The organism is Frankia sp. CeRuru1, from assembly GCF_977966315.1.
This window is the reverse complement of record NZ_CDWWEW010000032.1, coordinates 7,653-24,522: the sequence shown is the minus strand read 5'-3', so window position 1 is coordinate 24,522 and position 16,870 is coordinate 7,653. Positions and strand designations below refer to the sequence as shown.

Genomic DNA, 16,870 nt, shown 5'->3' with positions numbered 1-16,870 from the left:
GGCTCCCCCAGGAAGCTCGCCGAAGGCGAGCTGACGGAAACCCCGAACGGCGCCCTACGCCAGGGGCCCCCGCATTGCGGCGAAGCCGCCATGCGGGGCTAGGCCCACAGCTGCCCTTCCAGGGCGGCCTCGGCTTCTTCGAGGGTGCCGGCGTAGGCGCCAGTGGACAGATACTTCCAGCCACCGTCACAGACGATCAGGACTATATCGGCCGACTTGCCCTCCTTTACCACCCGCTCGGCCTGCGCGAGCGCCGCGTGCAGGATGGCCCCGGTGGAGATCCCGGCGAAAATGCCCTCCTCTTGCACCAGCTCGCGGGTACGACGCAGCGCTTCCCGCGGACCGACCGAGTATCGCGAGGTGAGCACCGACGGGTCGTACAGTTCGGGAACGAACCCCTCGTCGATGTTGCGCAGCCCGTACACCAGCTCGCCGTAGCGCGGTTCGGCCGCGACGATCGAGATGTCCGGCACCCGTTCCTTGAGGTAACGGCCGGTCCCCATGAGGGTTCCGGTCGTGCCGAGGCCCGCCACGAAGTGCGTGATCTCGGGCAGGTCCTCGAGAATCTCCGGCCCGGTCGTCTCATAGTGCGCCTGGGCGTTCGCCGGATTGCCATACTGGTAGAGCATCACCCAGTCGGGGTTCTCGGCGGCCAGCCGCTTCGCGACGGCGACCGCCTCGTTCGATCCGCCGGCTGCGGGCGAGAACCTGATCTCGGCGCCCCACATCTGCAGGAGCTGACGGCGCTCGATCGAGGTGTTCTCCGGCATCACACAGATCAGCCGGTAGCCCCGCTGACGACAGGCCATGGCCAGCGAGATCCCGGTATTACCGGACGTCGGTTCGAGCACGGTCGCGCCCGGAGTGAGCAGACCGCGCTTCTCGCCGTCGGCGATCATCCACAGCGCCGCCCGATCCTTGATCGAACCGGTCGGGTTGTCCTGTTCCAGCTTCGCCCACAGCCGGGCATCCGGCGACGGCGACAGTCGCGGAAGCCCGACCAGCGGGGTCCGGCCGACGGAGTCGGCCAGGGAGGAGAAACGCATGAGTCGGGACCCGTCGCTCGCGTCAGTGCTGCCCGGGCGACATGCCAGGCGACACCACGGCCGGCGCCTCACTGCCCGGAACTTCGGCGCTGCCCGGAAACTCCCCGGCGTCGACGGAGCCGCCGGCGACGGCAGGAAGAATGGTGACCTCGTCGCCGTCGCTGAGCTTGGCGTCGAGACCCCCGAGGAAACGAACGTCCTCGTCGTTGACGTAGATGTTGACAAAGCGGTGCAGCTCGGAACCGTTGTCACCGGTCACCAGCCGGCCCCGCAGCCCGGCATACTGGGAATCGAGATCGAGGAAGAGCGCGGCGACCGTGTCGCCCGTGCCTTCGACCAGCTTCGAACCTCCCGTGTAGGTACGCAGGATCGTCGGCACACGGACCTGGACTGCCATGGTGCTCCTTTCGCGGGTGCCACCGGCCGGGTCCGGCGGTGGCGCCGCCCGGATGGGCGGGGGTGTCACGTCAGCGGGTTCTACCTCAGGCGGACAAGCGGACGAGTCGTAGGTGCCAAGGCTCCGCAGTCACCATCTTCCCGGACCGTGTCCCTTCCCGAACCGTGTCCGTCGCCGCGTCATCTGCAACGCCAGGCCGTCTCAGACGATTTCCACCGGCTCCTCGGTGACCACGCCGTCGACGATCCGGTAAGATCGGAACTCGGTCACGCCCGGCTCCCGGGTGGAGGCCAGCACGTAGTGCGCGCCCGGCTCGGCCGCGAGGGACACGTCGGTTCTGGACGGGTACGCCTCGGTTGCGGTGTGCGAGTGGTAGATGACGACGGGCTCCTCGTCCCGGTCGTCCATCTCCCGCCACACCTTGAGCTGCTCCATTGGATCGAAGCGGTAGAAGGTCGGCGAGCGCTCCGCGTTCTCCATCGGGATGAACCGCTCCGGACGGTCCGACCCCAGGGGACCGGCGACGATACCACAGGCCTCGTCGGGATGATCACGGCGGGCATGGGCGACGATCGCCTCATAGCAGGCACGGTCGATTCGCAGCACGAGCCTACCGTACGACGCCGAAGGGGCGGTCCGGGCCGATCTCGCCCGCGACTACCCCAGAGCTCGGGTCAGATCGTCGAGCAGCTCGGTCAGGAACGCGTAGACCGCGACGAGCGGTCGGCGGGAATCGTCCGGGTCGAGGTGTTCAAGTTCCGCGGTGGAGTCATCGTTGGTGAGGCCAAGCCGGGTTCCCAGCACCAACCGGAGGTCGTTCAGCGTCGTCAGCCAGTCCTGAGCGGCCTCCTCGTCGAGCAGGAGCACCCTCCCGGGCGCTGGCACAGCGGACAGCACCCGCCGAGCGGCGTCGCGCTTGCGGGCGAGCAGATCGTCCGTCCGGCGGCGGCGGAAGTCCCCGGAGGCCATCGGATCGTCCGGGTAGGGGTCGGGAAGCAGACGAGCGATCGCCGGGTCGTCCGGCGGCGGCGGCGCGGTGTCACGCAGCCCCACCAGCGCCTCCAGCGGATCCTCGACCGGCGGCGGTTCGAGCAGGGACTCGATCTGGCCGACAAGCTCGATCAGCAACGCCGCCTCGAGCCGGGGAAGGCGCAGCTCGATCCCGGCACGCGTGCGGCGGAAGCCGTCAGCCACGTCCCTCCGTTCCCCCACTCCCACGCTCCCGGCGACGGTGCGCCCGGGACGACCGCCCCACATGACCGTCTGAACCGTCCGACCACGGACGCAGCCAGCCTACCCAGGGCATGCCGCATGGGCTGCTCCGGGCGGCCGAGGCCGACCGGCCGGGCCGGGACACCCCGCCGGTCGGGTTACTGGTCGGGTCAGTCCTGGGCGATCGTGGCCCACAGGCCGTAGGCGTGCAGGCGCTCGGCGTTGGCCTCCATCTCCTCCCTGGTGCCGACGGCCACCGAAGCCCGCCCCTTGTGATGGACGTCGAGCATCAGTTCGGTGGCCTTCGGCTTGCTGTAGCCGAAGAGCTTCTGGAAGACATACGTCACGTATGACATCAGATTGATCGGGTCGTTCCAGACAATGGTGACCCACGGCCGATCGTCATCGAGGGTCTCGTCAACTTCCTCGACATCGAGAGGCGACACGGCGGCGACAGACACGCTGCCTATTGTTACGCCATTCCCGCGACAGTTCTCCTCGACGGGTCGTGTGCCGTGGCCGGCCATCACCTCTCAGAAGGCGGCCCAACTCCGGGAGACGACCGAGTGCCGCGGGGTGGCATCGTCGGGGCCGCGACCGCACATCGGGGAGACGGCCAGGATGAGAACCACTTTGCCGCCGCGAAACGGCTCCGACCCGGCCGAGACACCCCCTCGCCGTACGCTCGGTGCGTGACCACGACCATGCCGGTGCCGGCCGCGCCCCTTGCCGAGGTGGCGACACACTGCCCATACTGCGCCCTGCAGTGCGGAATGGTGCTGCGCGCCACCCCGGAGAGCGCCACCCCGGAGAGCACCGGAAAGGACGGCGGCCCGGAACCAGCAGGCGGAAGGTCTCCGGGGCCGGTTACCGTGCTCACCCGCGAGTTCCCCACCAACCGGGGCCGGATGTGCCAGAAGGGGTGGACCTCCGCCGAACTGCTGACCGCCGCGGACCGGCTCACCACCCCGCTGATGCGGCCACGACGCGACGCCCCCCTCGAGCCGGTGAGCTGGGAGCAGGCGCTCGACCGCATCACTGCGGGGATCATCCGCCTCCAGCGTGAACACGGCCCGGACGCGGTCGGCGTCTTCGGCGGCGGCGGGTTGACCAACGAGAAGGCCTACACCCTGGGCAAGTTCGCGCGGGTGGCGCTGCGCAGCTCCGCGATCGACTACAACGGCCGGTTCTGCATGTCGTCCGCGGCCGCCGCGGGCATCCGCTCGTTCGGGCTGGACCGGGGCCTCCCCTTCCCATTGGAGGACATCGCGCACGCCGGGGCCGTCCTCATGGTCGGCGGCAACGCGGCCGAGACCATGCCCCCGTTCATGCAGTACCTGACCCGCCAGCGGGAGAACGGCGGGGCGCTCGTGGTTGTCGACCCGCGGCTGACAGCCACCGCCCGCGCCGCGGCCCTGCATCTGCAGATCACCCCGGGAACTGACCTGGCCCTGGCCAACGGGCTGGCCCACATCGCCCTAACGGAGGGGTACGCCAACCACGACTTCCTCGCCGCTCGGACGACGGGCCTCGCCGAGTTGCGAGCAGTACTCGCCTCCTACTGGCCCGAACGGGTGGAGCGCATCACCGGAGTGCCGGTAGCAGACCAGTACGCTGCCGTGGGCCTGCTCACCCAGGCCGAACGGGCGATGGTGCTCAGCGCCCGCGGTGCCGAACAACACAGCAAGGGCACCGACACCGTCACGGCGCTCATCAACCTCGCCCTCCTACTGGGGCTGCCCGGCACCCCCGGGTCGGGCTACGGCTGTCTCACCGGCCAGGGCAACGGGCAAGGCGGCCGGGAACACGGGCAGAAGGCCGACCAGCTTCCCGGCTACCGCAAGATCACCGATCCGGTGGCCCGGGAGCACATCGGTCGGATCTGGGGCGTCGACCCGACGACCATCCCCGGTCCGGGCCGCAGCGCCTACGAGATGCTGGACGCGCTCGGCACGCCGCAGGGGCCGAGGGCGCTCCTCATCCTCGGCAGCAACATCGCCGTCTCCGCCCCCCGGGCCCGTCGGATCACCTCGCGGCTGGCCGCCCTGGACCTGCTCGTCGTCGCCGACTTCGTGCTCAGCGAGACGGCGGCCATGGCCGACGTCGTCCTGCCGACCGCCCAGTGGGCGGAGGAGGAGGGGACGATGACCAACCTGGAGGGTCGGGTACTGCGGCGGGAACGGCTGCGGCCTCCTCCGGCGGGGGTACGCACCGACCTGGAGATCATCGCGGCGCTCGCCGCCCGACTCGGCCACGCCGAGCGCTTCCCCGACGAACCACGGGTGGTCTTCGACGAGCTGCGCCGGGCCAGCGCCGGGGGGATCGCCGACTACGCGGGCATCAGCTACGAGCGGATCACCGCATTGGACGGGGTGTTCTGGCCCTGCCCGGACGAGACGCACCCGGGCACCCCCCGGATGTTCCTGGACCGCTTCGCCACCCCGGACGGACGGGCTCGGCTCGTGCCGGTCGAGCACCGTCCGGTGGCGGAGGACATCAACCCCGAGTACCCCTACTACCTGACCACCGGACGCGTGCTGGCCCACTACCAGAGCGGTGCGCAGACCCGCCGGATCGGACCCCTCGTCGACGCCGCGCCGGAACCCTTCCTCGAGATCCATCCCGACCTCGCCGAACGGCTCGGGATCGCTGAGGGGGCGCCGGTGCGGGTCACGAGCCGACGAGGCACCTGCGAGGTGCCGGCGAGGCTGACCGACACCCTCCGATTCGACACCGTCTTCCTGCCCTTCCATTGGGCCGGGGCCGGACGGGCGAACTCTCTGACCAACGACGCGCTCGACCCGACGTCCCGGATGCCCGAGTTCAAGGTGTGCGCGGTCGCGGTCGAGCCGCTCGACGACCCGGACGACGACCCGATCGGCCATCCGGGCGACGATCGGCATGCCACCGGGTCCGTCCCCACCGCAACGGTCGGGGCTGCCGAACCCGTCCGAGCCATGTCGACGGGCCGCAGCCAACCGAGCGGAAGGCACCAACGGTGATGACCGCAAGACCCCGAACCATGATGCACGACTCCGCACCCGCGTCGGACTTCACAGGGGCCTCCGGGCCGCGCCGCATAGTCATCGTGGGGCATGGGATGGCGGGCTCCCGGATGATCAGTGAGCTTCGTTCCCGAGACCCCAACCTGATCATCACCGTGTTCGGGGAGGAACCGCATCCCGCCTACAACCGCATCCTGCTGTCGAACGTCCTGTCGGGAAAGGCGGATCTGGCCGACATCACCCTGGTCGACCATGCGACGTCCGGCCACAGCGGTGGCGGCGGCCACCGCGGTGGCGACACGCCCCCGCGCGCCTTGGTCGACGTCCGGGTCGGCGTGGTAGCACACCACATCGACCGTACGCGTCGCACCGTCACGGCCGGCGACGGCAGCGTCGTCGCCTACGACGTACTCATCCTCGCCACCGGGAGCCGGGCGTGGCTGCCACCGATCGAAGGACTGACCCGACCGGATGGGACGCTGCTACCCGGAGTGGCGGCGTTCCGCACCCTCGACGACTGCCGGCGCATCCTCACCCAGGCCGAACGGGCCACCCGCGCGGTGGTGCTCGGCGGCGGCCTGCTCGGCCTGGAGGCGGCCCGCGGCCTGGTCCGCCGCGGTCTGGACACGACGGTCCTGCACGCCCCGGGTCACCTGATGAACCGCCAGCTCGACCGGCGGGCCGGACAGGTGCTGGCCCGGACGCTGGCCGGACTCGGGGTGCGGTCCCGGCTCGAGGCCAGGGTCGTCCGGATCCATGGCGACGAGCGGCTCACCGGGGTGGAGTTGGCCGGCGACGAGGTGCTCGACGCCGATCTGCTGGTGGTCTCGACCGGCGTCGTGGCGGTGACCGGCCTCGCCGCGGCGGCCGGCCTGCCGGTCGAAGCCGGGATCGTGGTGGACGATCAGATGCGCTCCCCCGCCGATCCGGCCGTGTTCGCGGTCGGTGACTGCGCGCAGCACGACGGGACGGTGCAGGGGCTGGTGGCGCCGGCGTGGGACCAGGTCCGGGTGGTGGCTGACCTTGTCACCGGCGCCGACCCCGCCGCGCGCTACAGCGGCGCCCGGCCCGTGACCAGGCTCAAGGCGCCGGGAGTGGATCTCGCCACCATGGGCGAGGTCGACGTGGACGAGTTCGACGAGGACGCCGAGGTGCTGCAGTTCGTCGATGTCACCCGGGGCACCTTCAAGAAGCTGGTGATCCGCGGGGACCGGCTGGTGGGCGCGATCATGCTCGGTGACAACCCGACGGTGGGGACCGTGGCGCAGTTGTTCGACCGGCAGGCTCCGGTGCCGACCGACCGGCGCAGCCTGCTGTTCCCGGCCCGGACCGAGGTCACCGTCACCGACAGTCCGGCGACCCTGCCCGACCGGGTCACCATCTGCCGGTGCAACAACGTGACCAAGGGCGGGATCACCCGCTGCTGGTTGGACGGGGCACGTGACCTGCCGGCGATCGTCACCGGTACCCGGGCGACCACTGGATGCGGCACCTGCCGGGACGCCGTCGCGGGCATCGTCGAGTGGCTGGCCGCGGCCGACCCGGACCCCCCGGCCGCGGCGGGCGACAACTGCGCGACTGGCCTGGAGGAATGTCCTCAGACGGACCGGCGCAGCAGCGGCGGGTGCAGCGCGGTCGCCGAGCCACGCCGATACAGCTCGGCGGGCCGACCGCCACCGCGCGGGGAGGTGCGCTGGCCCAGCGGCACGACGAATCCCGGCGTGGACAGCACCTTGCGGCGGAAGTTCGGCGGGTCCAACGCGACGCCCCACGCGGCCTCGTAGACGCGGCGCAGGTCGGCCAAGGTGAACTGGTCCTCGCAGAAAGCGGCGGCCAGCGGAGTGTACTCCAGCTTGGCCCGGGCCCGCTCCACGCCGTCCACCACTATCCGCGGATGGTCGAAGGCCAGCGTCGGGCCGTCGGTCGAGTCCAGGTCCTCCACCGGCCACCAGCGGGCCCGCGGTCCGTCCCGGCCGGGCGGCGGCTGCGGGAGGTTCGGCAGCAGGGCCAGGTAGGCCACGCTGACCACCCGAACACGCGGGTCGCGGTGCGCGCCGCCGTAGGTCCGCAGCTGCTCGAGGTGACCGGTCGTCGTGACGCCCGTCTCGGCCGCGAGCTGCCGCAGGGCCGAGGCGTCGAGATCCTCGTCGCGGTCGACGAAACCACCGGGCAGCGCCCAGCATCCGCCGAACGAGGGATCGTCCCGGCGGATGACCAGGACGCAGAGCCGACCGGCGCGCAGGGTCAGCAGAACCACGTCCACGCTGACGGCGAGGGCGGGCGGCATAACGGCGTCACCGTCATGCCGCCCGCCCTCGCCGTCCAACGGACCGCGGATCCGGTTCGGTGGAGAGGCGGGCGCCACCCCTCCAGTCTGGCCATCCCCGCGCCGACGCACACGGGTCCCTCCTCGACCTCCCGCCGAAAGCGGCACCTCAGCGGGCGACGCCGCCCGACGGCCCGGGACGGCTCAGGGACGGCCGGGACGGCTCAGGGACGGCCGGGACGGCTCAGGGACGGCCCTCCGCGTGGACGACGGGCAGGCACGGCGGGCCGTAGCCCACCTCCCGGGCGGTGGGGGGAAGGGCCGCGAGGGCCAGACGATGGTGCTCGCGAGCGCGCCGGGTGCCGGCCGGCCCGGTCAGGCCACCGACCGGCTCACCGGCCTTCACCAGCGGACGCAACAGGTCCCGGTCCCGGGCCGGGCCGGGCGGTCGCAGCGACGCGGGGAGCGCGTCCCCGGAGCCAGAGGGACCCACCTCCGGACCGGACGGCGCGGACGGCGCGGACAAGCAGTCCGGGGCCGGCGGCGAGCCCGGCGGGCTCGGAAAGATGACATCAGCGACGGCACGGCCGTTGAGGTCATGGCGGCGGATGACCCGCTTGCGCCCCCCACGGGTGCTCTTGCCGACCGACCTCTTCGCCACGGGTTCGCCGTCGACCTCGACCAGCTTGTAGACGAACCCCGCGGTGGGCGCACCCGCACCGGTGACCAGGCTGGTACCGACACCGTAGCCGTCCACCGGGGCATCGCCCAACCGGGCTATGGCGTGCTCGTCCAGATCCCCGGTCGCGATGATCCGTGTTCTGGTCGCACCGAGGCTGTCGAGCTGCGCGCGGACGGCGCCGGCGACCCGACCCAGGTCCCCGCTGTCGATCCGGACAGCCCCGAGCTCGGTGCCCGCCGTCGCGACGGCGGCGGCGACCCCCGCGGGGACGTCGTACGTGTCGACGAGCAGCGTCGTGCCGACACCGAGGGTGGCGACCTGCGCGGCGAACGCCTCGGCCTCACTCGGATGGACGAGTGTGAAGGCGTGCGCACTGGTACCGACGCTGGGGACCTCGTACGCTCGGGCGGCCTCCAGGTTCGACGTGGCTGCGAAACCCACGAGGTAGGCCGCGCGGGCGGCGGCCACGGCGGCGGCCTCATGGGTGCGCCGGGATCCCATCTCGAGACAGGGCCGGTCCCCGGCCGCCCCGACCATCCGGGCCCCCGCGGCCGCGATCGCGCTGTCGTGGTTGAGGATGGCGAGCACGAGTGTCTCGAGCAGCACGGTCTCAGCGAAGGTGCCCTCGACGGCGAGCACTGGCGTCTCGGCGAAAAACGGTTCGCCCTCGGCGAAGCCATGGATGTCGCCGCCGAAGCGGTAGTCCGCCAGCCACTGTGCCGTGACCTCGTCGATGACATCGGCGGCCCACAGAGCGGCTAGCTCGGGCGGCCCGAACCGGAAGTCCGCCAGCGCATCGAGCAGCCGGCCGGTGCCAGCGAACACACCAAAACGGCGACCCGGCGGCAATGATCGGGTGAAGACTTCGAAGACCACACGACGATCCGCCGCGCCGGACCGGAGCGCCGCGCGCAACATGGTCAACTCATAGTGATCGGTCAGGAGTGCCGTCGACATCCGGAACACGGTAGGGACGAACACGCTCCGATGCGCGCCGACCGGCGATTTGGCGGGCAGGGAAAGGGAGTGACTTCATCCCGCCTGGGCACGTTGGCCTGACAGTGCACGTCGGCCCGACAGTGCACGTTGGCCCGACAGTGGGTAAGCGTCGATTCCCACACGGCCTACACTACACGTTCCATCGACCTTCAGTAGCACACGGGAGAGCCTCGACGTGACCACGCTGATCAGCACTAGGCCGATCAGTACCAGGCCGATCAGCGCAACCCCGACCGGCCCGACGGCGAGCACGGGGAGGATGACTGCGAGAACGGTCAGTCACCTTCGGTCGCAACCCGAACAGAAACGCTCTCCGGGGACCCCCGGGGATCCCCGGGGTCGGCGTGCGATCGTCTTGACCGTGGACCACAGCAATGCCGGGATCTTCCTCGTCACTGTCGGCGGGGCGCTGTTCGCACTGCTGGTGCTTGGCGGCCGGGCGGGCCGGAGCATCGCGCGCGAGGTCTGGAGTCGTATCGGCTTCTTCCGCTGGATACTCCTCCTGATCATCGTTGTGATCGTTCTCGACCTCGCGGACGGACTTCCCAACCAATGAACATACATTCGACGGGAACACCCTCGCATAACACATGGCACCAGGGATGTTGCTGGAAGCCGCAAAATTACACCCACACGAGATGTTCGAATTATGTCACTGCACCCCTAGATGCCCGGCTCGTTATGCTCACTTCGCGTAACACGATTGTCGGACGAGAGGGTTGCGGGTGACCGGTCACACTTGGCTATGGACGCCGCCGCGTTCTACTCCCACCAGCGTTGGTGTGGGCCAACTCCTACGCGCGTACCGGCAGGCCCACGGCCTCACGCAGCAGCAGCTCGCCGACCGTCTGGGCTTCGACCAGTCCTACGTATCCAAGGTGGAGAGCGGCCGGCGGGCTATCCACGACATCTCGACGCTCCGTCACATCGCCCGCAATCTGGCGCTGTCCCCCGAGGACGTCGGCCTGGCTCCGGGATCAATGACGGACCGTCGCCGGGAGACTGCGCCGCGCAGTCCGGCGGCCGAGCAGGCCGCCGCGAGCCAACGCGCGTGGCGGCTCACCCGCGATCATCTCAACCACCATCGGATCAGCCTCGCCCGCGCGGCGGTGCGGCTCTACCCGGAAACCGACCGGCTCGGCAGCGGGCTACTGGCCCGGCCCGGCTGGGTGTGGGACACCCCGGTGGACATCGACGATGTCACCCTTGAGTGGCACGATAGCGCCGAGGCCCCCACGATCAGGGGGGACGAACCCGAGACGGCCGGTAGCCGGCCCCTGCTTGGTGGAGGCGGTCAGCAGAACCGCTACCAGCGCTACACGCGGGCGATGCGGGATCTCGACCGGCCGACTCTGTTCGAGAACCGGCTCAGCTTCCGCCTGCTCGATATCGGCGGTGACGGGACCGCGGGACCGTCGACGGACAACCATCCGTCGCTGAGCTTCGCCCACACGACGTACTTCGACGCCGTTGACATCTGCGAGACCGTCGCACACGAGACGGCGGCCGCGATGGCCGGCAGCGGACTGTCCTGGCCCGCGCTGCCCTTCCGGGCGCGCATCGGAGATCCGTTCGACTTCACCCGGCGGGCGGCCCTGCCGTCCATCAACACGCTCACGATCCGCCACGATCGCGGCGGTCAGGCGAGCTTCTTCCTGCACCGGCGCAGCGCGGGCTCGGTCGCGACCGCGGGCGGGGTGTACCACGTCATCCCGGCCGGGGTCTTCCAGCCGTCGGGCATCACCCCGTTCCACCATGAGGCCGACTTCGACCTGTGGCGCAACATCATGCGTGAGCTGAGCGAGGAGCTGCTGGGCAACCCGGAGCACGACGGCAGCTCGTCCAGCCCGATCGACTATGACACCGACGAGCCGTTCCGTTCGTTCGAGCAGGCGCGTCGGTCTGGCGCCATGCGGGTGTCGTACTTCGGGATCGGGCTGGACGCGCTCACCCTGTTCGGCGAGATCCTCACCGTCGTCGTGGTGGACGCCGACGCCTTCGACCGGCTGTTCGGCAGCATGGTCCAGACCAATGCCGAGGGATCAGTCGTCACCGCGGGTCCGAACCGGTCGGTGACCGAGGGCATCCCGTTCACCCACTCGGCGCTGCGCCGTCTCGTCGACACCGAGCCCATCGCCCCGTCGGCCGCCGCCTGCCTGGAACTCGCCTGGCGCCACCGGGAGATCCTCCTCGGGATGCGCGTGCGGGCCGCATCCTGATCCCGGACATGCGCGTCCTTGTCACCGGCGCGGCCGGCTTCATCGGCGGAGTGGTCACGGACATGCTCGCCACCGCCGGGCACCAGGTTACGGCGATGGTCCGCGAGCCGATGACCACGCCGCGGTTCGCCCCCGATATCGAGGTGGTGGCCGCGGACCTGCTCGATCCCCGCCAGCTGGCCGCGGCGGGGGTCAGCCGAGGATTCGAGGGAGTATGCCATCTCGCGGCCCTGACCCGGGTGCGGGAGTCGCGGCTGGATCCCGTGCGCTACTTCCAGACGAACCTGACCGGCACCATCAACCTGCTGGCTGCCTTGGAGGAGGGCGCCGAGCACACCGGAGTCGCACCCGCGTTCGTCTTCGGATCCACCTGCGCGGTCTACGGCAACGTCGACCTCGCGCGGATCCCGGAGACCTGCCCACCCGACCCGGTGAACCCCTACGGAACCTCCAAGTTCGCCGCCGAGCGGCTGCTGTCCCACCAGGCCGGCACCGGGCTGCTCGGCGCGGTGATCCTACGTTCCTTCAACGTCGCGGGTGCCGTCGCGGGACACATCGACCGCGACGGCAGCCGGATCATCCCGGCGGCGATCGCCGTGGCGAGCGGGTGCCGGGATGTGTTCCGGGTCAATGGGGACGGCCTCGCGCTGCGGGAGTACGTCCACGTCGTGGACATGGCAACGGCCTACCTGACGGCGCTGGTCGCCGCGCGCCCCGGGCACTGCGCGGTGTTCAACGTGGGCAGCGGCGTCGGGGTGAGTGTCACTGACGTGCTCGCCGCGGTCGGCCGGGTCTCTGGGCGCCCGGTCCGCCGCGTCCACTGTCCGCCGGTCTCCGAACCGAAGACGCTGATCGGTGACAGCACCCGGATCCGCGCCGATCTCGGCTGGAGTTCTCCGGCGTCGAGCATCGACCGCATCGTCGCCGACGTGTGGCGCTGGGGCCGGGGGCCGACACCGGCCGGGGCCGCCGCCCTGCCGCCACGCCAGCGGATCGCTCCGAGCATCACCTGAGACCCCGCGGGGCCCACACCGGCCCCGCGGTGGCCCACACCGGCCCCGCGGTGGCCCGCGGTGCGGCAGGCTCCGGCGGGCATCCCTCCCGGCTCTTTCTCCTGGCCCGAGGGCCACCCGCCAGCCAACATAAAGTAGCAGTCTGGTTGCAGGAAGGCATACTTCGCAAAGCCTTCCATCGGCCGGCCTATCCTCGTATACCTAATGCGACGGAGCTTCCCGTGCCGCCGGAGCTCGCCGGGAACAGCCGCAGGCCACCCGACGGAGCACCTGTTCATCTCCGCACACTAATCTGACGTCTGTCGTGACCCGGATCATCTCGGGGGCGGGCTCCACGCGCGGGCGCCGCCCGCACGACCGCGCCGCCCGCACGACCGACGACATGCTCCTTGGGGGAGACGAAAGTGGACGAGCAGACCGCTGGGACCGATAACCCGCGGCCCACATCGCGCCTGGTAGTCGACGTGGTCCGCGCGCTGCGCGGATGGGTGGTGATGGCCGCCGGCGGCGTACTTCTGCTCGGCTGCTACCTGGGCGTCTCCAAGGAGACGGACGTCGCTTTCCAACTACCCTACGTGGTCTCCGGCGGTTTCGGGGGGCTGGCACTCATCCTGGTAGGAAGTGCGCTGCTGGTGGCCGACCGCTTCGACGCCGCTCAGGCCGCCCAGGCCCACACCGCCGGCCAGGTCGACGACCTTCACTCACTGATCATCGCGGCGGCGGTCGCGGGTGCCGCACCCGAGGCCGGTCAGCCGGCCACCCGCCCCCAGGGCTCGTACCAGCAGACAGGCTCGTACCAGCAGACAACAGCCACGCACCAGCAGAACTCGCGCTTCGCCGCGACGGACCCCGGGGGCGGCCAGGCACCCGCTACGAACGCCACCACACCCGGCCAGCGCGCCTGACAGAGCCTGCGTTTCCCACGATGCCACGGCGCGGAAGGCGAGCAGTTCCGTGATCACATGTGACCCGGCGGACGGCGGCGACCGGACGGCCGGCGGCGGCAGGCTCCCAGGGAGTGCCCGGTGACCAGCATCGACCTGGGACTGGCGGGGATCTCCCTCGGGGCGATCGCCGCCCTGTCCGGGATCGGCCTGCTGGTCACCTACCGTACCAACGGGGTCCTCAACCTGGCCCAGGGCGGCATCGCCACGCTGGTGGCGTACGTCTTCCGCGAGATGGTGGTCGAGTGGGGGCTGCCGATCTGGCTGGCCGCCGTCATCGCGCTCGCCGTGCTGTCTCCCGGGATCGGCCTGCTGCTGGAGCGGCTGGTCTTCCGGCCGCTGGCCCGTCGCCGCGCATCGGCAGCCGAATCCCTGGTTGCCAGCCTCGGCGTGCTGGTCCTCACCCTCGGGATGACGGCGGGCATCTGGGGTCTGGGCTCGCGTAGCGACGCACCGAGCATCTTCCCGAACTCGTCGGTGAAGCTGTTCGGTGACACCCGGATCGGTGTCGACGCGCTGGCCGAGCTCGCGATGGTCGTGGTGTTCTGCGCGGTCATCGGCGTCATCGCCACCCGCACGGTGTTCGGCCGCCAGATCCGCGCGGTTGTCGACGACCGGCAGCTCGCCGAGCTGTCCGGTGTTCGCGCGGACCGGGTCGCCGCGGCCGGCTGGGCGGCGGGGACTACGCTCGCCGGCCTCACCGGCATCCTGCTCGCCCCCCGCTTCCAACTCACCCCGTACGGGCTGACCCTGCTGGTGCTGGAGACCTTCGCGGTGGTGGTGGCGGCCCGGCTGTCGAGCATGCCGGTGGCCGTCCTCACTGCCCTGGGCATTGCCGTCCTGCAGAGCGAACTCAAGCAGTTCACCCTCGACGGTGATGCGGGCCAGATCCTCACCGTCCTGCAGTCGAACCTGTTCATCGTCGCCCTGCTGGTCCTGCTGCTCGCGGTGCCGAAGCTGCGCGAGCTCGGCACCGGCGACTCCGGGACCACCGCCAGCTTCTCCAGTCGCGGCGCACCGCCGGCGGGCCCGGCCAGCCAGACCAAGGCCCGCCGTGACTTCCTGGGCAAGCTCGGCGGTGCCGCGCTGCTGCTCGCACCGCTCACCTTCGCCCCGTCCGATCTGCGTTCGGCGTTCATGGTGCCGGCGCTCGCCCTCATCTTCCTGTCGATGGTCATCGTCACCGGCTACAGCGGCCAGCTCTCCCTGGGCTCGGCCGGATACGCGGGCCTCGGGGCGCTGCTGTCACTCAAGCTCGCCAACGGTGACCTGTTCGGACTGCCGAAGCTGCCGGGCGTCGCGTCGATATTCATCGGTGCCCTGCTCGTCGCCCCGATCGGTCTGATCACCGGCTACCCGGCGATCCGCCGCCGCGGCCTCACCCTGGCGCTGACCACCTTCGCGGTCGGCGCCGTGGTCAGCCGTTTCGTCTTCGAGCAGCCGACCTTCGCGACCGGCCTCTACCTCGACCCGCTGACGTTCTTCGGCTGGGAGCTGCCCGACGAGGCGTTCTACGTCCTTGAACTGGCCTGCCTGGGCCTCGGCCTGTTCTTCGTGGGTAATCTGCATCGCGGTCGGCTCGGTCGGGCGCTGCTCGCCGTGCGTGACCATGCGGAGGGTGCGGCGGCGGTGGGGGTCGACGTCCGCAACCTCAAGCTGCTGGCCTTCACCGTCTCCTCCGTCGTCGCCGGGCTGGGTGGTGCGCTGCTGGTGCACAGCAGCTACTCGTTCTCCGCCGACGACTTCGCACCGTTGCAGAGCTTGCTGTGGTTCACCGCCGTGGTCGTCTTCGGCGCCGACAGCGCGGCCGGCGCGATCATCGCCGCGGCGTTCATCGTCACGATCGACGTGCTGGCGCCGGCCGGGTCCTCGATCCTCGCCATCGGCATCCTCGCCCTCGCCCTCGGCTGGATGCCCGGCGGCTTGGCCTCGGCCGTCCGGGGTCTGTTGCGGCTGCTCGCCCTCCACCTCGCGGACGGCTTCGTCGATCCCAACCATCGGGCACCGCGCCCGGTGCCGGTGCGCATCTCCGCCGTCGGATACCTGCCGGCGACCACTGGCATCACCGGCGTCACCGGGATCTCCGGGATCTCCGGGATCTCCGGGATCGGCGCGCCCCTGGGAGCCGCCCGGCCCAGGCCATCCGCGAGCTGGCCCCCGGGCCGCTCCTCGCCCGCGCTGCCACCGGGCTCGCCGCAGCCGACCCCGTTCGGGGCCAGCCTGCTGACCCTGGTGCAGGAGTATGCGGCCCGGTCGGGCGACGCACCGCTGGTGACCCCCGCGCCCCGCGGCGAGGGCGGTGGCCTGCCCGCCGACGTCTACCCCACCTCACCGGGTCACGTGGGCCACGAGCAGGGGGGTTCGGGACCCGCGGCGGCGACCTCCCTGCGGGACGGAGGCCGGGTATGAGTCGGCACGTGCTACAGGCCGTTGGCCTGGTCCGCCGCTACGGCGGTCTGACCGCGGTCGACCACGTCGACCTCGTCGCCCCCCAGGGCGTGATCACCGGTCTTATCGGCCCGAACGGTGCCGGGAAGTCGACGCTGTTCAGCCTGCTGACCGGGGTCGAGCAGCCCGACGAGGGCAAGGTCCTGCTCGACAAGAGCGACATCACGAAAATGCGGCCAGACATCCGGTCCCGGCGTGGTCTGGTGCAGACCTTCCAGGTTCCCTCGCTCTTCCCCACCCTCACGGTCGCGGACAACCTGCTTGTCGGCGCGGAGAACCGGCACCGAGACTATGCCGGCGGCCTGCTGGGCGTGGCGTCCAAGGGCCGAGGACACGTCAGCCGCCTCGTCGAGGAGACCCTCGGCTCTCTCGGCCTGTCCGACCTGCGGGACACCATCGCCGGCACGCTGCCCACCGGTGCCCTGCGGCTGGTCGAGTTCGCGCGAGCGCTGTGCGCCCAGCCGGACATCCTGCTGCTCGACGAGCCCGCCAGCGGCCTGGACAACGACGAGACTGCCAGGTTCTCGCAGCTGCTGCGCCGGACCGCCGACGACGGGGTCGGCATCCTGATCGTCGACCACGACGTCGACCTGGTCTTCTCCGTCGCCGACCAGGTGTACGCCATGGTCGGCGGTCGGG

General features: G+C 70.8%; 14 protein-coding genes and 1 pseudogene. 8 read left to right on the top strand and 7 right to left on the bottom strand.

All coding sequences use genetic code 11. From position 1 onward, the window contains the following. Positions 1-98: 98 nt before the first annotated feature. From AC08OP_RS04355 to clpS, 5 genes are all read right to left on the bottom strand, one after another. A complete protein-coding gene (locus AC08OP_RS04355) occupies positions 99-1,046 on the bottom strand; it encodes a PLP-dependent cysteine synthase family protein (protein WP_462187858.1) in 948 nt (315 codons plus the stop codon). Positions 1,047-1,068: 22 nt separating this feature from the next. Then, on the bottom strand, positions 1,069-1,443 hold the full coding sequence (locus AC08OP_RS04350; RefSeq protein WP_476613004.1) for a MoaD/ThiS family protein: 375 nt from the start codon (positions 1,441-1,443) through the stop codon (positions 1,069-1,071). A gap of 201 nt (positions 1,444-1,644) precedes the next feature. Then, positions 1,645-2,049 carry a M67 family metallopeptidase gene (locus tag AC08OP_RS04345; protein WP_476613003.1) on the bottom strand — a complete coding sequence of 135 codons (405 nt, stop codon included), beginning with the start codon at positions 2,047-2,049 and terminating at the stop codon, positions 1,645-1,647. A 51-nt stretch (positions 2,050-2,100) separates the two neighbouring features. Continuing rightward, a complete protein-coding gene (locus AC08OP_RS04340; protein WP_476613002.1) occupies positions 2,101-2,637 on the bottom strand; it encodes a DUF2017 domain-containing protein in 537 nt (178 codons plus the stop codon). A gap of 188 nt (positions 2,638-2,825) precedes the next feature. Continuing rightward, positions 2,826-3,116, bottom strand: a complete 291-nt coding sequence (clpS, locus tag AC08OP_RS04335) for an ATP-dependent Clp protease adapter ClpS (RefSeq protein WP_462187854.1) — start codon at positions 3,114-3,116, stop codon at positions 2,826-2,828. 231 nt (positions 3,117-3,347) lie between these two features. Here clpS and AC08OP_RS04330 point away from each other — a divergent pair, with 231 nt between their 5' ends. Both AC08OP_RS04330 and AC08OP_RS04325 read left to right on the top strand, forming a co-directional pair. Beyond that, entirely contained in the window at positions 3,348-5,657 is a 2,310-nt protein-coding gene (locus tag AC08OP_RS04330; protein ID WP_476613001.1) for a molybdopterin oxidoreductase family protein, read from the top strand. Beyond that, positions 5,657-7,171, top strand: a pseudogene (locus AC08OP_RS04325) (FAD-dependent oxidoreductase); the annotation flags it as partial. The gene AC08OP_RS04330 and the pseudogene AC08OP_RS04325, both read left to right, overlap by 1 nt. Positions 7,172-7,257: 86 nt before the next feature. Here the strand turns inward: AC08OP_RS04325 and AC08OP_RS04320 are convergent. Next, complete coding sequence (locus tag AC08OP_RS04320; RefSeq protein ID WP_476594579.1) at positions 7,258-7,947, bottom strand: NUDIX hydrolase; 690 nt, start codon at positions 7,945-7,947, stop codon at positions 7,258-7,260. Between the two features lie 223 nt (positions 7,948-8,170). Then, entirely contained in the window at positions 8,171-9,565 is a 1,395-nt protein-coding gene (locus AC08OP_RS04315; RefSeq protein ID WP_476613000.1) for a nicotinate phosphoribosyltransferase, read from the bottom strand. 403 nt (positions 9,566-9,968) lie between these two features. Here AC08OP_RS04315 and AC08OP_RS04310 point away from each other — a divergent pair, with 403 nt between their 5' ends. The 6 genes from AC08OP_RS04310 to AC08OP_RS04285 all read left to right on the top strand — a co-directional run. Then, complete coding sequence (locus AC08OP_RS04310) at positions 9,969-10,163, top strand: hypothetical protein (RefSeq protein WP_476596427.1); 195 nt, start codon at positions 9,969-9,971, stop codon at positions 10,161-10,163. A 169-nt stretch (positions 10,164-10,332) separates the two neighbouring features. Beyond that, a complete protein-coding gene (locus AC08OP_RS04305) occupies positions 10,333-11,826 on the top strand; it encodes a helix-turn-helix domain-containing protein (RefSeq protein WP_476612999.1) in 1,494 nt (497 codons plus the stop codon). Between the two features lie 8 nt (positions 11,827-11,834). Next, positions 11,835-12,839 (top strand): NAD-dependent epimerase/dehydratase family protein, encoded by a 1,005-nt coding sequence (locus AC08OP_RS04300; RefSeq protein ID WP_476612998.1) that lies wholly within the window; start codon positions 11,835-11,837, stop codon positions 12,837-12,839. A 404-nt stretch (positions 12,840-13,243) separates the two neighbouring features. Further along, positions 13,244-13,744: a transporter gene (locus AC08OP_RS04295; RefSeq protein ID WP_476612997.1), complete on the top strand. Its 501-nt coding sequence runs from the start codon at positions 13,244-13,246 to the stop codon at positions 13,742-13,744. Between the two features lie 120 nt (positions 13,745-13,864). Next, on the top strand, positions 13,865-16,192 hold the full coding sequence (locus tag AC08OP_RS04290; protein WP_476612996.1) for an ABC transporter permease: 2,328 nt from the start codon (positions 13,865-13,867) through the stop codon (positions 16,190-16,192). Next, positions 16,189-16,870 (top strand): ABC transporter ATP-binding protein (locus AC08OP_RS04285; RefSeq protein ID WP_476612995.1); only part of this gene is annotated, 682 nt, incomplete at its 3' end. The genes AC08OP_RS04290 and AC08OP_RS04285, both read left to right, overlap by 4 nt.

Excerpts from the sequence above, each read along its gene's own strand:
- AC08OP_RS04320 (WP_476594579.1), bottom strand. The coding sequence starts at position 7,947 with ATGCCGCCCGCCCTCGCCGTCAGCGTGGACGTGGTTCTGCTGACCCTG.
- AC08OP_RS04315 (WP_476613000.1), bottom strand. The coding sequence starts at position 9,565 with ATGTCGACGGCACTCCTGACCGATCACTATGAGTTGACCATGTTGCGC.
- AC08OP_RS04300 (WP_476612998.1), top strand. The coding sequence starts at position 11,835 with ATGCGCGTCCTTGTCACCGGCGCGGCCGGCTTCATCGGCGGAGTGGTC.
- AC08OP_RS04355 (WP_462187858.1), bottom strand. The coding sequence starts at position 1,046 with ATGCGTTTCTCCTCCCTGGCCGACTCCGTCGGCCGGACCCCGCTGGTC.
- AC08OP_RS04350 (WP_476613004.1), bottom strand. The coding sequence starts at position 1,443 with ATGGCAGTCCAGGTCCGTGTGCCGACGATCCTGCGTACCTACACGGGA.